At 58.4% G+C, this 15,050-nt stretch carries 20 protein-coding genes and 1 pseudogene; 16 read left to right on the forward strand and 5 right to left on the reverse strand.

All coding sequences use genetic code 11. From position 1 onward, the window contains the following. The coding region (locus tag ACCD05_RS28050) for a DUF1295 domain-containing protein (RefSeq protein WP_413396840.1) at positions 1-204 on the reverse strand (204 nt) is incomplete at its 3' end. 261 nt (positions 205-465) lie between these two features. Here ACCD05_RS28050 and ACCD05_RS28055 point away from each other — a divergent pair. The 11 genes and pseudogenes from ACCD05_RS28055 to ACCD05_RS28105 all read left to right on the forward strand — a co-directional run. After that, entirely contained in the window at positions 466-744 is a 279-nt protein-coding gene (locus ACCD05_RS28055; protein WP_112989790.1) for a pentapeptide MXKDX repeat protein, read from the forward strand. 215 nt (positions 745-959) lie between these two features. After that, positions 960-2,345, forward strand: coding sequence for an NAD(P)/FAD-dependent oxidoreductase (locus tag ACCD05_RS28060; protein ID WP_313761052.1), 1,386 nt, complete (start codon positions 960-962; stop codon positions 2,343-2,345). Beyond that, positions 2,342-3,574, forward strand: coding sequence for an SAM-dependent methyltransferase (locus tag ACCD05_RS28065; RefSeq protein ID WP_112989794.1), 1,233 nt, complete (start codon positions 2,342-2,344; stop codon positions 3,572-3,574). Before ACCD05_RS28060 ends, ACCD05_RS28065 begins: the two co-directional genes overlap by 4 nt. A 37-nt stretch (positions 3,575-3,611) precedes the next feature. Then, entirely contained in the window at positions 3,612-3,980 is a 369-nt protein-coding gene (locus ACCD05_RS28070; RefSeq protein ID WP_409527975.1) for a DUF2147 domain-containing protein, read from the forward strand. 32 nt (positions 3,981-4,012) lie between these two features. Further along, the gene (locus tag ACCD05_RS28075) at positions 4,013-4,447 is read left to right on the forward strand and encodes a DUF2177 family protein (RefSeq protein ID WP_112989798.1); all 435 of its coding nucleotides are present in this window, start codon (positions 4,013-4,015) and stop codon (positions 4,445-4,447) included. 128 nt (positions 4,448-4,575) lie between these two features. Beyond that, complete coding sequence (locus ACCD05_RS28080) at positions 4,576-5,118, forward strand: sigma-70 family RNA polymerase sigma factor (RefSeq protein ID WP_112989807.1); 543 nt, start codon at positions 4,576-4,578, stop codon at positions 5,116-5,118. Next, on the forward strand, positions 5,115-5,828 hold the full coding sequence (locus ACCD05_RS28085) for an anti-sigma factor domain-containing protein (RefSeq protein ID WP_112989800.1): 714 nt from the start codon (positions 5,115-5,117) through the stop codon (positions 5,826-5,828). Before ACCD05_RS28080 ends, ACCD05_RS28085 begins: the two co-directional genes overlap by 4 nt. Before the next feature lie 4 nt (positions 5,829-5,832). Further along, positions 5,833-6,840 carry an alpha/beta fold hydrolase gene (locus tag ACCD05_RS28090; protein WP_112989802.1) on the forward strand — a complete coding sequence of 336 codons (1,008 nt, stop codon included), beginning with the start codon at positions 5,833-5,835 and terminating at the stop codon, positions 6,838-6,840. After that, positions 6,827-7,240: a DoxX family protein gene (locus ACCD05_RS28095; RefSeq protein WP_413396844.1), complete on the forward strand. Its 414-nt coding sequence runs from the start codon at positions 6,827-6,829 to the stop codon at positions 7,238-7,240. Before ACCD05_RS28090 ends, ACCD05_RS28095 begins: the two co-directional genes overlap by 14 nt. A 152-nt stretch (positions 7,241-7,392) precedes the next feature. Beyond that, on the forward strand, positions 7,393-7,950 hold the full coding sequence (locus tag ACCD05_RS28100) for a fasciclin domain-containing protein (RefSeq protein ID WP_112989805.1): 558 nt from the start codon (positions 7,393-7,395) through the stop codon (positions 7,948-7,950). Positions 7,951-8,022: 72 nt separating this feature from the next. Continuing rightward, a pseudogene (locus ACCD05_RS28105) lies at positions 8,023-8,199 on the forward strand (DUF4440 domain-containing protein); the annotation flags it as partial. 145 nt (positions 8,200-8,344) lie between these two features. Here the strand turns inward: ACCD05_RS28105 and ACCD05_RS28110 are convergent. Beyond that, positions 8,345-9,043 (reverse strand): DUF1223 domain-containing protein, encoded by a 699-nt coding sequence (locus ACCD05_RS28110; protein ID WP_413396846.1) that lies wholly within the window; start codon positions 9,041-9,043, stop codon positions 8,345-8,347. Positions 9,044-9,248: 205 nt separating this feature from the next. Between ACCD05_RS28110 and ACCD05_RS28115 the strand changes: the two genes are divergently transcribed. The 3 genes from ACCD05_RS28115 (at position 9,249) to ACCD05_RS28125 (ending at position 11,228) form a co-directional block, all read left to right on the forward strand. After that, on the forward strand, positions 9,249-10,100 hold the full coding sequence (locus tag ACCD05_RS28115; protein ID WP_111564680.1) for a cytochrome b/b6 domain-containing protein: 852 nt from the start codon (positions 9,249-9,251) through the stop codon (positions 10,098-10,100). Further along, positions 10,097-10,873: a molybdopterin-binding protein gene (locus tag ACCD05_RS28120; protein ID WP_112436897.1), complete on the forward strand. Its 777-nt coding sequence runs from the start codon at positions 10,097-10,099 to the stop codon at positions 10,871-10,873. The genes ACCD05_RS28115 and ACCD05_RS28120 overlap by 4 nt, the downstream gene beginning before the upstream one ends. Before the next feature lie 82 nt (positions 10,874-10,955). Next, positions 10,956-11,228, forward strand: a complete 273-nt coding sequence (locus ACCD05_RS28125; protein ID WP_111564682.1) for a hypothetical protein — start codon at positions 10,956-10,958, stop codon at positions 11,226-11,228. Between the two features lie 201 nt (positions 11,229-11,429). Here the strand turns inward: ACCD05_RS28125 and ACCD05_RS28130 are convergent, their stop codons facing one another. The 3 genes from ACCD05_RS28130 to ACCD05_RS28140 form a co-directional block, all read right to left on the reverse strand. Continuing rightward, positions 11,430-11,732, reverse strand: a complete 303-nt coding sequence (locus tag ACCD05_RS28130; RefSeq protein ID WP_111564683.1) for a type II toxin-antitoxin system RelE/ParE family toxin — start codon at positions 11,730-11,732, stop codon at positions 11,430-11,432. After that, on the reverse strand, positions 11,729-11,995 hold the full coding sequence (locus ACCD05_RS28135) for a type II toxin-antitoxin system ParD family antitoxin (protein ID WP_111564684.1): 267 nt from the start codon (positions 11,993-11,995) through the stop codon (positions 11,729-11,731). The genes ACCD05_RS28130 and ACCD05_RS28135 overlap by 4 nt, the downstream gene beginning before the upstream one ends. Before the next feature lie 273 nt (positions 11,996-12,268). Then, the gene (locus ACCD05_RS28140) at positions 12,269-12,964 is read right to left on the reverse strand and encodes a GntR family transcriptional regulator (RefSeq protein ID WP_111564685.1); all 696 of its coding nucleotides are present in this window, start codon (positions 12,962-12,964) and stop codon (positions 12,269-12,271) included. A 145-nt stretch (positions 12,965-13,109) separates the two neighbouring features. Between ACCD05_RS28140 and ACCD05_RS28145 the strand changes: the two genes are divergently transcribed. Next, positions 13,110-14,180 (forward strand): amidohydrolase family protein, encoded by a 1,071-nt coding sequence (locus ACCD05_RS28145; protein WP_111564714.1) that lies wholly within the window; start codon positions 13,110-13,112, stop codon positions 14,178-14,180. Further along, complete coding sequence (locus tag ACCD05_RS28150) at positions 14,143-15,033, forward strand: VOC family protein (protein WP_111564686.1); 891 nt, start codon at positions 14,143-14,145, stop codon at positions 15,031-15,033. The genes ACCD05_RS28145 and ACCD05_RS28150 overlap by 38 nt, the downstream gene beginning before the upstream one ends. Positions 15,034-15,050 lie beyond the last annotated feature (17 nt).

A 15,050-nucleotide genomic window follows, 5' to 3' on the forward strand; every position in this document is an offset into this window, starting at 1 on the left:
GGCGCAGATCACGATCAAGAGGGCGACACGGCGGTTGAAGTCACCACCGGCGAACGAGGCAGCGACCACGCCTCCGATGCCCACCGCAACCGACCATATGGTGTCGATCCACCCACTTTGTCCGCTGCTGCGCTGTATCACCCACGCGCTGGACATGGCCAGCGACAACCAGATTGCGATGACGACGAGGAGCAGAATGTCCATCAGCCTTCCCGTGTGGGCCCGAGGTTGGGTCTTGTCTCTACGGGAGGCAACGCCTCTTAGTTTCATTCCGAACAAAAAATCTTCGAAAATCAAAGCCCTTTATGAAACTCGCTACCTCTGCTCTGGGGCGTCAGGAAGGCCCGAGTTTCGGCATTCCATAATCACAGGCGCGTGATGGCTGTAACAAACCGCCGGGTGGCTGCGAACAAGGGCATGTGACCCCGTCGCATGGTGTGGCGGGCAGCATTTGGGAGGCCCACCATGAACACGCGTCTTTTCACCACCTTCGCCAGTGTCACGCTTATCGGCATTTCGCTGGTTGCCGGCGGCGCCAGTGCGCAGTCGAGCATGGATTCGATGAAGAAGCCTGACAGCATGAAATCGAACATGACGAAGACCGACAACATGATGTCCGGTTCCATGAAGGCCAACAGCATGAAGATGGGCGGCACGAAGGCCGACTGCATGCACAAGGCCGGCATGGAAAAAGACAGCATGAAGAAGGCGGACATGATGAAGCACTGCGACGCCATGAAGTGACCGCGCTGGCGCTCCTGCTGTCGCCCTCGCGGGAGCGCCATCCACATGCTTCTCATCTGTCCTAATCCCGTCGATCACGCATCGAGCCCCCGAGGCCTTTGTTTCCGTCCGACGGAACCTTTCCGAAATTAATATGCCTGCAATGAAACTCTCCGCCCCCGGCCCTCGTAACAATGTAGTGAGGGAGCAATCGAGCCGCCGAGGTGCAGGGATTGATGGAACTAAGAAACCGAAGGGCAGATAGCCGCAGATTGAATATTGCGATCGTTGGGAGTGGGATTTCCGGTCTATCGGCCGCTTGGCTCCTGTCGCAATCACATGACGTAACGATTTTTGAGGCCGCAGACCGGATTGGCGGCCACAGCAACACCGTCGAGTTTGAAAGCGAAACCGGACCGGTCACCGTCGACACTGGCTTTATCGTATATAACGAAGTCACCTATCCCAATCTGACGGCACTGTTTCACATACTGGACGTGCCGACAGCGATATCGAACATGTCCTTTGCGGTGTCGCTGAATGACGGCGCCTTCGAATACTCCGGCGGCACAGGCCTCGGTCTCTTTGCACAGAGATCGAACATCACCAGCCCGCGTTTCTGGTCGATGATGCGCGACCTCCTGCGCTTTTACCGAACGGCGCCGCGAGATCTCGCGATGATGGGCGGCATGTCACTTGAGGATTATCTGAGCCGCAATCGCTATGGCCGCGCCTTCCGGGAGGATCATTTGTACCCGATGGCCGCCGCGATCTGGTCGACGCCCGCCATGCAGGTTGGCGCGTACCCTGCATCTAGCTTCGTGAAATTCTGCTGCAATCACGGCCTGCTCGAACTGTGGAACAGGCCTGTCTGGCGAACGGTAAGGGGTGGCAGCCGCGAATATCTCGGCCGGATCACGCATCGGTTTGCTGACAGGATCAGGTTGTCGACCCGTGTCGCCGCTATCCGGCGGATGGCGGGGCATGTGGAGCTTCGTGACGGTCTTGGCGGGCAGCACAGGTTCGATGATGTGGTGGTCGCCACGCACGCCGACCAAGCGCTTCGCATGCTCGCCGACGCGACCGACGATGAACGGCGCGTACTCGCCGCCTTCCGCTATTCGCGCAACGAGGCTGTACTTCACGGCGACATCAGCCTGATGCCTAAACGGCGCGCTGCCTGGTCGAGCTGGAATTACGTTGCCGATACGAGGATCGGCGTGCGTGCCGAGCCGGCTCAGCCGTCGATCACCTACTGGATGAATAGATTGCAGCCGCTCGGCGCCGTACCGCCGACATTTGTGACCTTGAATCCGCAGCGTGCACCGCGGGAGGAGACCGTCATCCGCCGCGAGGTCTACGAACATCCAGTCTTCGATCTGGGCACTGAAAGGGCGCAGCAGGAAGTCTGGTCGCTGCAGGGCGTTCGCAATACCTGGTTCTGCGGTGCGCATTTTGGTTCCGGCTTCCACGAGGACGGGATCCAGGCAGGATTGGCGGTTGCGGAAGACCTGGGTGGCCTGCGCCGGCCATGGCAGGTCGCACAGGAAAGCGCCCGCATCGTTCGCAGGCCACTTGCCAGACCTGCGGGGCTGTCGATTGGACTAGAGGTGTCCGGATGAGCCCGCTCGACGACTTTTCTCCAATTCCACTGCATCTGCACGCTGAGGCCGGAAATCGTCGTTTCGGCGGCCTACTGATAAAACGCCTCATAGCCCATCTTCGGCATGGCCGGCTGCGCGTAGTCCTGCCGTCCGGTTCAGTTGTGGAAGCAGTTGGATCCGAGCCGGCGCCAGAAGCTGTTATAGTGATGCGCCGCTGGCGTATGTTGCGCCGCCTGCTGAGCGCCGGCGATATCGGTTTTGCCGAGGGTTATCTGCGGGGAGACTGGACGACGCCGGATCTGACGGCAGTCATCCGGCTCGCGGCTCAAAATGGCGACGTGCTGGCGCCGGCCATCGAGGGAAGCGGCATGATGCGGCTGATCAACAGGATCGGCCATCTGTTGAAGGCCAATTCGAAGCGCGGCAGTCGCCGCAATATCGAAGCGCATTACGACCTCGGCAACGATTTCTACAGGGAGTGGCTCGACGCTTCGATGCTCTATTCCTCGGCGATCTTCGATGAAACCACGCCGAGTCTAGAAGCTGCTCAACGCAAGAAGCTCGGCCGTATTCGCGAAAAGCTCTCGCTGTCCGGCGGCGAGCGCGTGCTGGAGATCGGTTGCGGTTGGGGGGCGTTGGCGGCCGACCTGGCCGTTAACGCCCATGCGGATGTCGTCGGCATCACGCTTTCACCCTCGCAACTGGTCTGGGCAAAGGACGTGGCCACGAGAGCTGGCATTTCCGGGCAGGTCGATCTTCGTCTCCAGGACTATCGTGATACAGAGGGGCAGTTCGACCGCATCGCCTCGATCGAAATGTTCGAAGCGGTAGGCGAGGCTTACTGGCCAAGTTATTTCGATACCTTGAAGCGCTGCATGAAACAGGATGGCCGCGCCGTCCTCCAGATCATTTCCATCGAGGAGCGGCGGTTCGAGCGCTATCGCGGTGGTATCGACTTCATCCAGAAATACGTCTTTCCCGGCGGCTTCCTGCCTTCTGACACGGCACTTGAAGCTGCAGTCGCGGCGGCCGGTTTGAAACTGGTCGAGGTGGAACATTTCGGGAAATCCTATGCCAGGACGCTGCGTGAATGGCGGGCGCGGTTTCACGCGCGATGGCCCGCAATCGCCGCACTTGGCTTCGACGATCGCTTCAAGCGTCTCTGGCACTACTACCTCTGCTACTGCGAGGCAGGCTTCGAGGAAGGGAGCATCGATGTCGGACTCTACACGATCGAGCATGCGTGACCTGCTGGCAAAAGGAGAAGCAAGCATGATGAAGTTGATGATGGCCACGTCCGTTGCAGTCATTGGAGCACTGCCGGTTTTCACTTTGGCCCACGCCGCGGATATTGACGGTCAGTGGGCACGAGGCGACGGCAATGCAAAGGTTCGCATCGCATCCTGCGGATCGGACATTTGCGCAACCAACACCTGGATCAAGCCCGGCACGCCAAAGGAAAAGGAGGGCGACAGACTCGTCATGACCATCGAGCCGGATGCCGATGGTGTTTATTCTGGGACGGCCTTCGATCCACAGCGGAACCTGACCTACAAACTGACGGTGACAGTCACTGGAGACAAGATGACCACAAAAGGGTGCGTCGTAGCCGGACTATTATGCAAGGGCGTGGATTGGACTCGGATCAATTAGACGCGGAGGACCAAGTGATTAGGGAGGCTGGCATGAAACGTGTTCTCGTGGCCTATGTCGTGACGCTGCCCACCTTTGTCGTGATCGACTTCTTCTGGTTGAGCGTCATGGCAAGCACGCTCTATCGTCCGGTCGTGGGTGATATGCTCGTTGAAGACTTCAGGCTTGCTCCGGCTGTCGCCTTCTATCTGCTTTATGTCGCCGGGCTGACATTTCTGGCGATCAAGCCCGGCTTGGAACAGGGTTCGCCGCGAGCGGCTGCAATTCATGGGGCCATTCTCGGCTTTACCGCCTATGCGACCTACGACCTGACCAATCAGGCAACCTTAAGGAACTGGTCCACGACCCTCACACTGGCTGATCTCGCCTGGGGGGCGATCCTGTCTGGAACGGCCGCCCTTATCGGATGCTGGATTTCTTTTCGCGCATCCGGATCGAGCGGTTCGGCGTCGGGAGCATCTCGATGAACGATGACACTTCTCTCTTGAATATCCCGTTTCGCTTTGATCGGCCGGTACCAAGATTTATTGGCCATACCGCCTTGTCTTTCCAGATCGGCGATCTCTATAACAGGTCGGCGGCAAGGTATTCACGAATGCAAACCAGTGACATAGCAGATTTGATCAATCGTGTCGGAATTGGAGACCGAGCTGCATTCACAGCGCTTTATCGGGCGACCAGTCCTAGGCTTTTTGCTATCTGTCTCCGTATTCTGAGAACGAAGACCGATGCGGAAGAAGCGCTTCAGGAAGTCTACATCAAGGTCTGGAAACGTGCGAAGACCTTCGCCATGGAAACGGGTTCGCCATCCACCTGGCTTGCGGCGATCGCTCGGAACCATGCAATCGATATTCTGCGAGCCCGCAAACCGGCGACCGACGATATCGACGAGGCTTACGATCTCGAGGACCAGACCATATCCACGCCAGAGCAGCACGTTTTGATCGCTGATGAAGGGCGACGCATAGGAAACTGCCTGCTCGAACTCGATGCGGCCCATGCTCAGGCCGTCCGGCGCGCCTATGTCGACGGATGGAGCTATGTCGAGCTATCTGAAAATCTGAATGTGCCATTAAATACAGTTCGCACCTGGCTGCGTCGAAGTCTTCTGAAGCTCAGGGAGTGCATGGAGCGATGACCCCGATCGACCAGAATGAAGGGGGACGACCGAAGGACGAGATCCTTGCGGGAGAGTATGTGCTCGGCGTCCTGTCGGCAGATGCACGCCGCATGGTGGAGCGACGGATCGCTGAGGATCGAGCCTTCGCCACATTGGTCGAGCGCTGGCAATCAGACCTGTCCACGTTCAATGACGATTATCAGGAGACTCCGCCCAGCGCTGCGGTGTTTGCCGAGATCGAGAAGCGGCTCTTTGGCGGAAATCCGTCGCCGGTTGCGACCGGGCTTTGGAACGCGGCTGGCTTTTGGCGCTGGGTCTCGCTCGCCACCTCCGCGGTTGCCGTTGTGGCTTTGGTCTATGCTTCCGGTATGCTCTCCATGCAGCCTTCCCGTGGCCCGGTGGTGGCCGAACTCTCTGCTCCCGACAATCCGGTCAATCTGCTCGCTTCCTTCGATGCGTCAAGTGGCAGACTGCGAATCATTCCGATCGCGGCCGGAAAACAAGACGAAAAGTCGCTGCAGCTCTGGTTGGTGCCGGGAAGTGGCAACCCGCGTTCGCTGGGCGTGTTTCAGCCGAATGCCGACGGCGAACTCCTGATCCCCGCGGACTTGCGTCGGAATATCAGCGCTGGTGCCACTCTTGCCGTCAGCCTTGAGCCATTCGGCGGTTCACCGACGGGGTTGCCGACTGGCCCCGTCGTTGCCAGCGGCACGGCCAGACAGCTCTGAAGACATGTCGGCTCGGATCCTCTGCCTTGTCGGCGCGCTTTTGATGATTGGTTTTTCCCTATTCGGTTTGCCCAGCGCGGTCGCCACTCCACAACAACAGGACCAGCCAGTCCGCATCGATGTCGGCGGTTTCAAGCTTAACAGTGTCCTGGCCGAGCCCACCCGAAAACCCGACTTGCCTCCGATCGTGTTCATCCACGGCGCCAGCGCCAGTCTGTATGATCCGATGTTTTCGTTTCGCGCGAAGCTGCAAGGGCGTGCGAAATTGCTTTTCGTTGATCGTCCGGGCCATGGCGGCTCCGACGCAGGCGGCGAGCAGAACATTCTTCCCGACGGCCAGGCTGACGCAATTGCCATCCTCATGAAGAAGCGTGGGATTGCGAGAGCCATCATCGTCGGACATTCATTCGGCGGAGCGATCGCCGCGTCCTTCGCTATTCGCCACCCCGAGATGGTGTTCGGCCTCGTATTCCTCTCTCCGGCCGTCTATCCGTGGAACGGCGGGATCGCCTGGTACTACAAAGCTGCAAGCGCGCCAATAACGGGGGCCTTGTTTAGCACCTTTATCGTGCCACCGATCGGTGTTGTGGCGATTAATGGAGCGACAAGAAGCGTCTTTGCGCCAAATCCCGTGCCCTCGGGTTACCTCGCCCGCACGCGGGCTTTGGACGCGCTGCGGCCGCCACGGTTTCGGCACAACGCACGAGAAGTGGCTGCGCTCAGCGACTGGGCAAAGTCCGCGGCGCCCGGCTATCGGCGTATCCGTGCCCCCACCACAATCATCACCGGCGATACAGATGAGATCGTTTCTCCTGAGGTCCATGCGCGGCATCTCGCGCGCGACATTCATGGCGCACGCCTCGTTGTCGTTCACAATCTTGGCCATAAATCGGATTTCGTCGCCAGCGATCTGGCGATCGGGGCGATCGAGGTGGTCGCCGGCCGTAAGACGAATTTGACTGCGTTGAAGCGAGATGTCGAACGGCGGATCGCGAATGATGGCAACGATTGACGTCTGGCAACGGCGGTGCTGTTATGGTTTGTCCGCCTTCTACGGCGCTGCGGGTAGTCTGCATATCGTAATACCCAGGCCTTTTCTTGGCATTACACCTACTTGGGTCCCCGACCCTAAGGTCGTGATTTTGCTGACCGGATTGCTTGAGATCGCCGGCGCAATCGGGCTCGTCGTACCGCAGCTACGGAACACGGCTGCCATTGGCCTTGCGCTCTATGCAGTCTGCGTGTTCCCAGCCAATATCAACCATGCCATCGATGGTCTCGGTGCGGCAACCGTTTCGCCGTGGCAATGGCTCTACCATCTAGTCCGTTTGCCCTTGCAGCCTCCCCTGGTGTGGGTGGCGCTCTTCTCCGGAAAAGTCGTTGCCTGGCCATTCAGTCGTGACCACAAATAGCTCTGTGATCCTCGGAAGAAAGTTCGCGAAGAAATCTTGTGTGGCTGAAACTTTTTTCCTCGCGCTCTCGTCTTTTGTTGCGTCACCCATAAGGGGACGGCCTTAGGAGGCGCGCATCGGCGCCGGGGCGTTCAGAGGAAGAGGAAAGTATCATGATGAAGTCCGCACTTCGCGCGGTTGCAATTGCTGCTCTCGTATCCGCCACGGCTGCTGGCGCCTATGCCGCCAATCCGAAAGTCGGCGGCGCGGCCATGTACGAAAACAAGAACATCGTCGAAAACGCGATGAATTCAAAGGACCACACGACGCTCGTTGCCGCTGTGAAGGCCGCAGGTCTGGTCGAAACCCTCCAGGGCAAGGGCCCATTCACAGTCTTCGCGCCGACCAACGAAGCCTTCGACGCTCTGCCCAAAGGCACTGTCGATACGCTCCTGAAGCCTGAAAACAAGGCTCAGCTCGTGAAGGTTCTTACTTGCCACGTCGTCGCAGCCGATGCCATGTCGAAGACTATCGAGAAGATGATCAAGGACGACAACGGCACACATGACGTCAAGACGGTGGGCGGTTGCATCTTGAAAGCAAAGGAAAGCATGGGCAAGATCACACTGACTGACGAAATGGGCGGCGTTGCCCATGTGACGATCGCTGACGTCAAGCAGTCGAACGGCGTCATCCATGTTATTGACAAGGTTCTTCTGCCGAAGATGTAACTCTGGCCTCCAATAAAGCGCGTGGCCGGCACCTCAAGCGTGCCGTCCTATGAGCCGGCTGAGATTTATTCGGCCGGCTTTTTCAACATGACAGGAACGAATGCCGACGACACAAGAGTTGACCTTTGGTTTTGGCAAACCTTGGGTCTCGTGAAACGTGAAGGAAGATGGCTGCTCGCGCACCAGCATGCTTTCAGGCCGTTCGCAATGGATAGCAGCGGGAAGGCGATGCTCGACTTGCGGCCTTAGCTGGTGAGGTCCCCCGAGACGCGTGCACATTGGGCGATGTTCATAGCCAACGAGTGCGTCAAGGATCCCCAAACGGTCAACAACGTCCGCTCTGGAGACCCTCCTAGACCAGCAGCGCTAACCGGTTAGTTGCGCACTGCGCCGGTCAATCCGTTGCTGCGGCGACGATCCTGCCTCCGTTTTGCTCTTGGACGATGACGGCTCTCTTGAGACCTCGGTGCGCAGACGGGATCGGCAACGTTACCATCTCCCCTTGCCAAGTGGCGAGACGCTGTAGCTCATGGACGACATGAGCGTGAGGTAATGTCTCGCCGGCATTCTCGCCTCTGGCAACTGGCACTTGGACGATGCCTGGTCCATATTGCACCAGCCAGATGTCGACCGGCGCTGGAACGCCTTTCCCGGCACCAACCACGACGCTATGTGTTGACAGAGAGATCGACGGCCCGGGCAAAGCGGGCTCGGAGTCGATGACGCGCCGGATCTCATTGAAATCCTGACCCACAATCGACTCGCGCCCGTTGATAACCATCTGCGGTGTGAACGCGCCGGATTGGCCGAGTGCAGGCTCGTAGGCCGTCTGCCGGTCGGTGAATTCCTTCTTCCCGAAACTGTCCTTCCAGCCGAGATAATCCCAATAAGTCACCGAAAAGCTCAGCGTCAGTATATCCGGTTCCTTACTGAGCCTGACGAGATTGGCATTGGCTGGAGGGCAGGAAGAACAGCCTTGGCTCGTGAATAGTTCGACGATCGCTGTTGATTGCCCGGCATCCGCATGCGCGATAAAGCCGCAACTCAAGACGAGCGCAGCCACTGCGGGCCTCAATCCACTCAAATATCTCATGATTAAACTCCCTTGGTGATCTTCCTCTCATCCTCCTTCGCGAGAGAAGCACCCTTCGTTACGGCATCACGCTTTCGTGACGGGTTGCGAGCGCAATGCTGGCAAAAGCTACGCAGCAAAAAACATTGCCGCCGCTTGTAACAAGTCGTGGGCGGCCTGCGTACTTACTCCGGGAATGTGACGTAACCGGACATCGAAACCGATCATGGCGACACTCGACAACCACAGCGACGCACCGCCGGAAAGGATCTTCATCCGCCGACACTCCTTGGTGACGCGGATCACTCACTGGATCAATGTTCTCTGTCTGAGCCTGCTCCTGATGAGCGGACTGCAGATCTTCAACGCACATCCATCGCTCTACTGGGGGCAATATGGCGCCGATGCCGATCCGTCCTGGCTGTCGATCGGGACGGTCGAGCAGGACGGCGGTACGCGCGGAGTTTTAACCGTTGGGGATGTGCAGCTTAACACCACGGGCTTTCTCGGCTTGTCAGGTGTCGGCGACGGAGCGACCGAACGCGGCTTTCCAGCCTGGGCCACGATCCCGAGCTACCAGGATCTCGCCACCGGCCGGCGCTGGCATTTCTTTTTCGCGTGGTTGTTCGTGATCAATGGCTCGCTCTACGCCCTGTATGGCTTCGTGCGCGGACATTTTCACCGCGATCTGGCGCCAACCGCGGAGCAACTCACACCACGGCATCTGGGTCGGGAGATCGCGGACCACGCACGGCTGCGCTTTCCAAAAGGCGAGGAGGCGAGGCATTACAATGCGCTGCAGAAGCTCGCCTACCTGATCGTCATTTTCGTGTTGCTACCGCTAATGTTGGCAACGGGACTGACCATGTCTCCCGGAATTGATGCCGGATACCCCTTCCTGCTCGATCTTTTTGGCGGCCGCCAATCGGCGCGATCGATCCATTTCATCTGCGCATGGTCGATCGTCGCCTTCGTGATCATTCATGTGTCGATGGTCATCCTTTCGGGCCTCTGGAACAACATGCGTTCGATGATCACTGGCCGATATGCCATCGAAACAGAGCGAGGCGAGCCATGACGTTCTCAATCACCCGCCGCCGCCTGTTGACCGGTTCGGCAGCCAGCCTCGCCGCCCTCGGTTTGAGCGGTTGCGATGACGTCGCGCAGAATTCGAATGTCCAGAGCGTCCTTGAAATGGCGGAGCGGCTGACGATGCGCGGCCAGCGGCTGCTTGTCTCCAAGGACACGCTGGCGCGCGAGTTTTCCGAACCCGACATCTCGCCGGTGTTCAAACCAAACGGCTCGACGGCGCCCGACAGTGAAGACTATGCGCGAATGATGGAAACCGGCTTTGCTGACTGGCGGCTGAAGATCGATGGATTAATCGAGCGTCCCGTTGTTTTGTCTCTTACGGACCTGAAGCGCTTGCCTTCGCGCACGCAGATTACCCGCCACGACTGTGTAGAGGGATGGAGCGCCATCGGAAAATGGACGGGCACGCCGCTTGGGCCGCTGCTGCAGAGTGCAGGGCTTAAGCCAGGTGCGCGCTATGTGGTGTTTCATTGCGCCGACGAGCTCGAGCAAACGATGGATGGTAGCGGCACCTATTACGAAAGCATCGATCTGATCGACGCCTTCCATCCTCAAACCATCCTTGCTTACGAGATGAATGGCAAAGACCTGGAGGTCGCTCACGGCGCCCCGCTACGCCTGCGCGTCGAACGCCACCTTGGCTACAAGCATGCGAAATATCTGATGAGGATCGAGATCACGCACAGTTTTGCCGGTCTATGGGGAGGCAAGGGCGGCTTCTGGGAGGACCGCGGCTACGAATGGTACGCCGGCATCTAACGTAAATCGAAGCGGATCTGCGCAGCGCTTCGCGCCCGAGAGTCTTGCAACGGGCAATGGTGCCCACAAGGAGGAGAATACCATGTTGAAATGCACCCTAGCTGCTATCATTCTGGCAGCCGCTTCCGCGCTGCCTGTCTTTGCCCAGGACGCGATGATGGCGGCGGAATGCGACGACGCCTCGATGATGAAGATGCAGTCCGGCATCGATGCGATGAGCGATCCTGCGATGAAGGAAAAGAAAGAAATGGCATCGAAGGAAATGATGATGGCCAAGGACTCGATGGCGGCCAAAAAAATGGACGACTGCAAAATGCACATGGACAATGCGATGAAAAGCATGGGCAAGATGTAGTTCATTGGGGCAAGGGGCGGCACATTTGCCGCCCCTCTCGTGCTGTGCAATGCGAGCCTGTTATTTGCCGTTCAATCGGACGCGATGAATCCTTGGATCACCTACGCGGCAGAAGCTGCGGGTCGTAGGTTCGAATCTCATCAACTCGCGTTACTCAACTTGGCCGCACTGCCCCACATTACCAAAGATAGACCCTTGGGATCATTCGCCGAAAAGGATGGCGCCATAGTCGGTGGCACGATGCAGGATGTGGATGATGATCACCTTAGCACGTACAACGCGGTAAAAGATCAGGTAGTTGCCGTGAACACGTCGGCGAATATCATAGTGTTCAAAGCGGGGGACGACGGCGAAGCCATTCGGACTCTCGACGAGACCGTAACAACTACTCCGGAGTTCTTGGAGGAATGAAACGGCGCGCGCGCGCTGTGGATTGTGCTCGGCAATATAATCAGCGATCTGCTCAAGATCGCGTTCGGCCTCCCTGGAAAATTCAAGGATCATACCGATTTTTCGGCCTTCTCAGCCATCGTCCGATACTTGGCGTCGAGGCGGTCGAAAACATCGCTCGCTGCCTTAGTTCGATCAGCGTCCGCATCGGCAATACCGCGCATGATGGAAGCATCCAGCGCGGCGAGCCTGGTCTCCCTATCCTGGACCAATCGCACGCCTTCACGCAGGACTTCGCTTTTCGAACCGTAGCGCCCTGTGTCAACGAGTTGCTGGACATAGCTTTCGAGCTGCTTTCCCAGATCTGCGCTGATCATGTGATCCTCCATCTATTGTGATGGCGAAGTCATAAGCCATTTATCAACTATTATCAAGGCGAGCATTCTTTTGGTGAGCTTCAGCGCCGGCAGTCGCCGCCTTGCCAGACCTGTCGACCATCTTATTGGGCCGAGCGTCATCCAGTTCGGCCACGCTGAGCGCAACGGCTAGACAAACCTATACTGGGCGCTTTTGCGATACGAAATGAAGCTAGCATAACTGCTGGGTCGGCAGTTCATATCTCATCAAGACCTGGGCCCTACGCGATTGGTTCACGTTGGGTTGCCAATGCTTTCCTGAATGAATGCAGCGGTTCGGCCGTAATGTGCAACAAGTAGTTCAACTGCCGCGTCGGGCTGTGAATCCAGCACAGCGCGAAGCAGTGCATCATGCTCCTCGCCAACCTTGCGAACTCTAAACGATTTTCGGCTTGATAAAGCTCGGTATCGCGAAAGCCGGTCGGCGAGCTGCTCGCAAAACGCTATCAACGGACGAGAACCGCAGTTGCCGATCAACAGGGCATGGAATTTGCGGTGGCAGCGCTCCCATTCGGGATTGTTCTCAAAATTGTCAGGGTTGAGCGATCTCGGGGTTCGATCAAGCCGGTGATGCGCAACCAGAAGCGCTTCTTCCCAGGCGGGAGTAGCGTTCGCGATCGACTCCCGTAGTGCTGTTCCCTCGACCCAGCCGCGTGTTTTAGTCAGTTCCGCCAGCTCCTCCAGGCTGATGGACTGGACGAAGAAACCGCGCTGTTCCTTCCCGACTACCAAATCCTCCGTGGTAAGCCGATTAAGCGCCTCGCGTAGCGGTGTTTGCCCCGCACCGTAATGCTCCATGAGAAACCGAAGTTGCAGTTTCCGCCCGGGTTCAAGCTGTGCGGAAAGGATGTCGGCTTTCAATCGCTCGTAGATGCCGGTGGCCAAGGTAGCAGGCGCTTCAACGGCTCCATGGACAATCCCGATACTCATGATGCTCCCAGCTTCTGATGACTTCCGATTTTATATACACAGTTTGCCATTGACTTGGAATTTATAAATTTTTGGCTTGCGTTACGAAATTTGCATAATTAAAGGTACGGCAGGGAGAGGACGAATGGTTGGAGCTTTCACATCGATGCCAAAGAGACGAGCCGCGTGCACTTGCTGCGCCGTGGATGTCCACTGTCATGTCGTGCCGTCACGTTTCCCGGGGGCGCCGGGAGGCGTGTCGACGGCAGGCTGGCCCAGCATGGTAGATGCCGGCGAATGCCACGCCACCATCGTCATCAACGATAAGCCTTACCGCACCGTCAGCGATGCCTGCTGGATGGCCAAACGTCGGCTTGCGGAAATGGATCGTGCAGGGATCAGGCTGCAGGTGCTGTCGCCCATGCCGGAACTCTTCGGTTACTGGCTCGACGCCAGCCCGGCCAATGATCTTGTGCGCCATGTCAACGATACGATCGCGTCTCTGGTCGCGGAGGGCGAGGGGCGTTTCGCCGGCTTCGGCGGCGTTGCCCTGCAGGATCTCGATCTCGCCATCGCGGAACTTCATCGCGTGATACGCGACCTGGGTTTTGCCGGCGTAGAGATCGGCAGCAACATCAACGGCATGCCGGTCGGCGATCCGCGCCTGCATCCGTTCTTCGCGGAAGCGGAAGCGCTGGGTGCTGCCGTTTTTGTTCATGCGGTCAGGCCGGCCGGCATGGACAGGCTCGTTGGGCCGGCCCCCCTGCAACAGATCCTTGGTTATCCGACCGATGTCGGGCTTGCGGCCGCCTCGGCGATCACAGGCGGACTTCTTACAAAATTTCCGAAGCTGCGCATCGCGTTCAGCCATGGCGGCGGCACATTCGCCTCGTTGCTGCCGCGTCTGCAGCAGGGGTATGAAGTCTTTCCGGCCGTCAGGGAAGTGATGCCCAAAGCGCCCGTCGAGCTTGCGCGCCGCCTCTATGTGGATTCGCTCGTCTTCGACGAAGAGACGTTGCGCCGGCTCGTTTCGATTTTCGGGGAAGACAAGGTGCTGATTGGCACGGATTACCCATTCAATTTCCGCGAGGCGGACCCGGTCGCCCGTATCGAGGCGACTTTTGCGGATCTCACCCTGCGCGAACGGCTGACATTCGCCAACGCGCAAGAATATCTGGCTTTGGACAAGGTTTCTTCAGATGAGCGACTTTCCCGTTTCGGCGCTGCGCAGCGTTGAGCTGTCGACGCCCGATCTCAACGGTTCCGTTGATTTCTACACACGTGTCTGGGGCCTTGAAGTGGTCGCCGAGGCGGACGGCAAGGTGTTCTTGGCGGCCAGCGGAGATGATTTCCATGTGCTGGAACTGAAGGAGGGAGAACGTGCCGAACTACGCAAGATCAGCTTTCGCGTCCGTTCCGCGGAGGATCTCGCCGACCTTCTCGACAAAACGATGGCAGCGGGCTGCACGGTCCTGCGCACGATCGGAGACGCGGATGCCCCCTCCGGCGGCCGCCGCTTCGTCATTCGCGAGCCGCAGGGTTCGGTGCTGGAATTCGTCCATGGCGACAGCCGTAAGGCTGGCACGGAGGTCGAAAATCGTCCGACCCGCTTGGCGCATGTGAATATTAATAGCGCCGATATCGGGGCTCTGACTACCTTCTATCAGGAAGTCCTCGGGTTTCGCCTTACCGACCGCTCCAAGCTGATGGCTTTCCTGCGCTGCAACGACGATCACCATGCTGTTGTGTTGGCCGAGGCGCAGCAAAACGGGCTCAACCATGTGGCCTTCCTCGTTCCGAACCTGGAATCGGTCATGCGCGGCTCCGGCAGGATCGCCGATGCTGGCTATCCGATCGGCTGGGGTGTCGGCCGTCATGGACCGGGGGACAATGTGTTTGCCTATTTCGTCGATCCGACCGGCGTCGTCATCGAATACACGGCCGAGGTCCTCCAGGTCGATGACGACTACCGGGTGAAAGGCCCGTCCGATTGGGTCTGGCCACCGGGCCGGACCGATCACTGGGGCATCGCGCTACCCAAGAGCGAGGCCTGCAAAAAAGCCCAGACCGCCATCGCCTTCGCCCAATAGACCGACCCGACGAACAG

The sequence above is a fragment of the Rhizobium sp. Rhizsp42 genome, from assembly GCF_047304155.1.
Taxonomy (GTDB): Bacteria; Pseudomonadota; Alphaproteobacteria; order Rhizobiales; family Rhizobiaceae; genus Rhizobium.

Bases quoted from the DNA above. Each gene is read 5' to 3' on its own strand.
- ACCD05_RS28055 (WP_112989790.1), top strand. From the start codon at position 466: ATGAACACGCGTCTTTTCACCACCTTCGCCAGTGTCACGCTTATCGGC.
- ACCD05_RS28060 (WP_313761052.1), top strand. From the start codon at position 960: ATGGAACTAAGAAACCGAAGGGCAGATAGCCGCAGATTGAATATTGCG.
- ACCD05_RS28065 (WP_112989794.1), top strand. From the start codon at position 2,342: ATGAGCCCGCTCGACGACTTTTCTCCAATTCCACTGCATCTGCACGCT.
- ACCD05_RS28070 (WP_409527975.1), top strand. From the start codon at position 3,612: ATGATGGCCACGTCCGTTGCAGTCATTGGAGCACTGCCGGTTTTCACT.
- ACCD05_RS28075 (WP_112989798.1), top strand. From the start codon at position 4,013: ATGAAACGTGTTCTCGTGGCCTATGTCGTGACGCTGCCCACCTTTGTC.
- ACCD05_RS28080 (WP_112989807.1), top strand. From the start codon at position 4,576: ATGCAAACCAGTGACATAGCAGATTTGATCAATCGTGTCGGAATTGGA.
- ACCD05_RS28085 (WP_112989800.1), top strand. From the start codon at position 5,115: ATGACCCCGATCGACCAGAATGAAGGGGGACGACCGAAGGACGAGATC.
- ACCD05_RS28090 (WP_112989802.1), top strand. From the start codon at position 5,833: ATGTCGGCTCGGATCCTCTGCCTTGTCGGCGCGCTTTTGATGATTGGT.
- ACCD05_RS28095 (WP_413396844.1), top strand. From the start codon at position 6,827: ATGGCAACGATTGACGTCTGGCAACGGCGGTGCTGTTATGGTTTGTCC.
- ACCD05_RS28100 (WP_112989805.1), top strand. From the start codon at position 7,393: ATGATGAAGTCCGCACTTCGCGCGGTTGCAATTGCTGCTCTCGTATCC.
- ACCD05_RS28110 (WP_413396846.1), bottom strand. From the start codon at position 9,043: ATGAGATATTTGAGTGGATTGAGGCCCGCAGTGGCTGCGCTCGTCTTG.
- ACCD05_RS28115 (WP_111564680.1), top strand. From the start codon at position 9,249: ATGGCGACACTCGACAACCACAGCGACGCACCGCCGGAAAGGATCTTC.
- ACCD05_RS28120 (WP_112436897.1), top strand. From the start codon at position 10,097: ATGACGTTCTCAATCACCCGCCGCCGCCTGTTGACCGGTTCGGCAGCC.
- ACCD05_RS28125 (WP_111564682.1), top strand. From the start codon at position 10,956: ATGTTGAAATGCACCCTAGCTGCTATCATTCTGGCAGCCGCTTCCGCG.
- ACCD05_RS28130 (WP_111564683.1), bottom strand. From the start codon at position 11,732: ATGATCCTTGAATTTTCCAGGGAGGCCGAACGCGATCTTGAGCAGATC.
- ACCD05_RS28135 (WP_111564684.1), bottom strand. From the start codon at position 11,995: ATGATCAGCGCAGATCTGGGAAAGCAGCTCGAAAGCTATGTCCAGCAA.
- ACCD05_RS28140 (WP_111564685.1), bottom strand. From the start codon at position 12,964: ATGAGTATCGGGATTGTCCATGGAGCCGTTGAAGCGCCTGCTACCTTG.
- ACCD05_RS28145 (WP_111564714.1), top strand. From the start codon at position 13,110: ATGCCAAAGAGACGAGCCGCGTGCACTTGCTGCGCCGTGGATGTCCAC.
- ACCD05_RS28150 (WP_111564686.1), top strand. From the start codon at position 14,143: ATGAGCGACTTTCCCGTTTCGGCGCTGCGCAGCGTTGAGCTGTCGACG.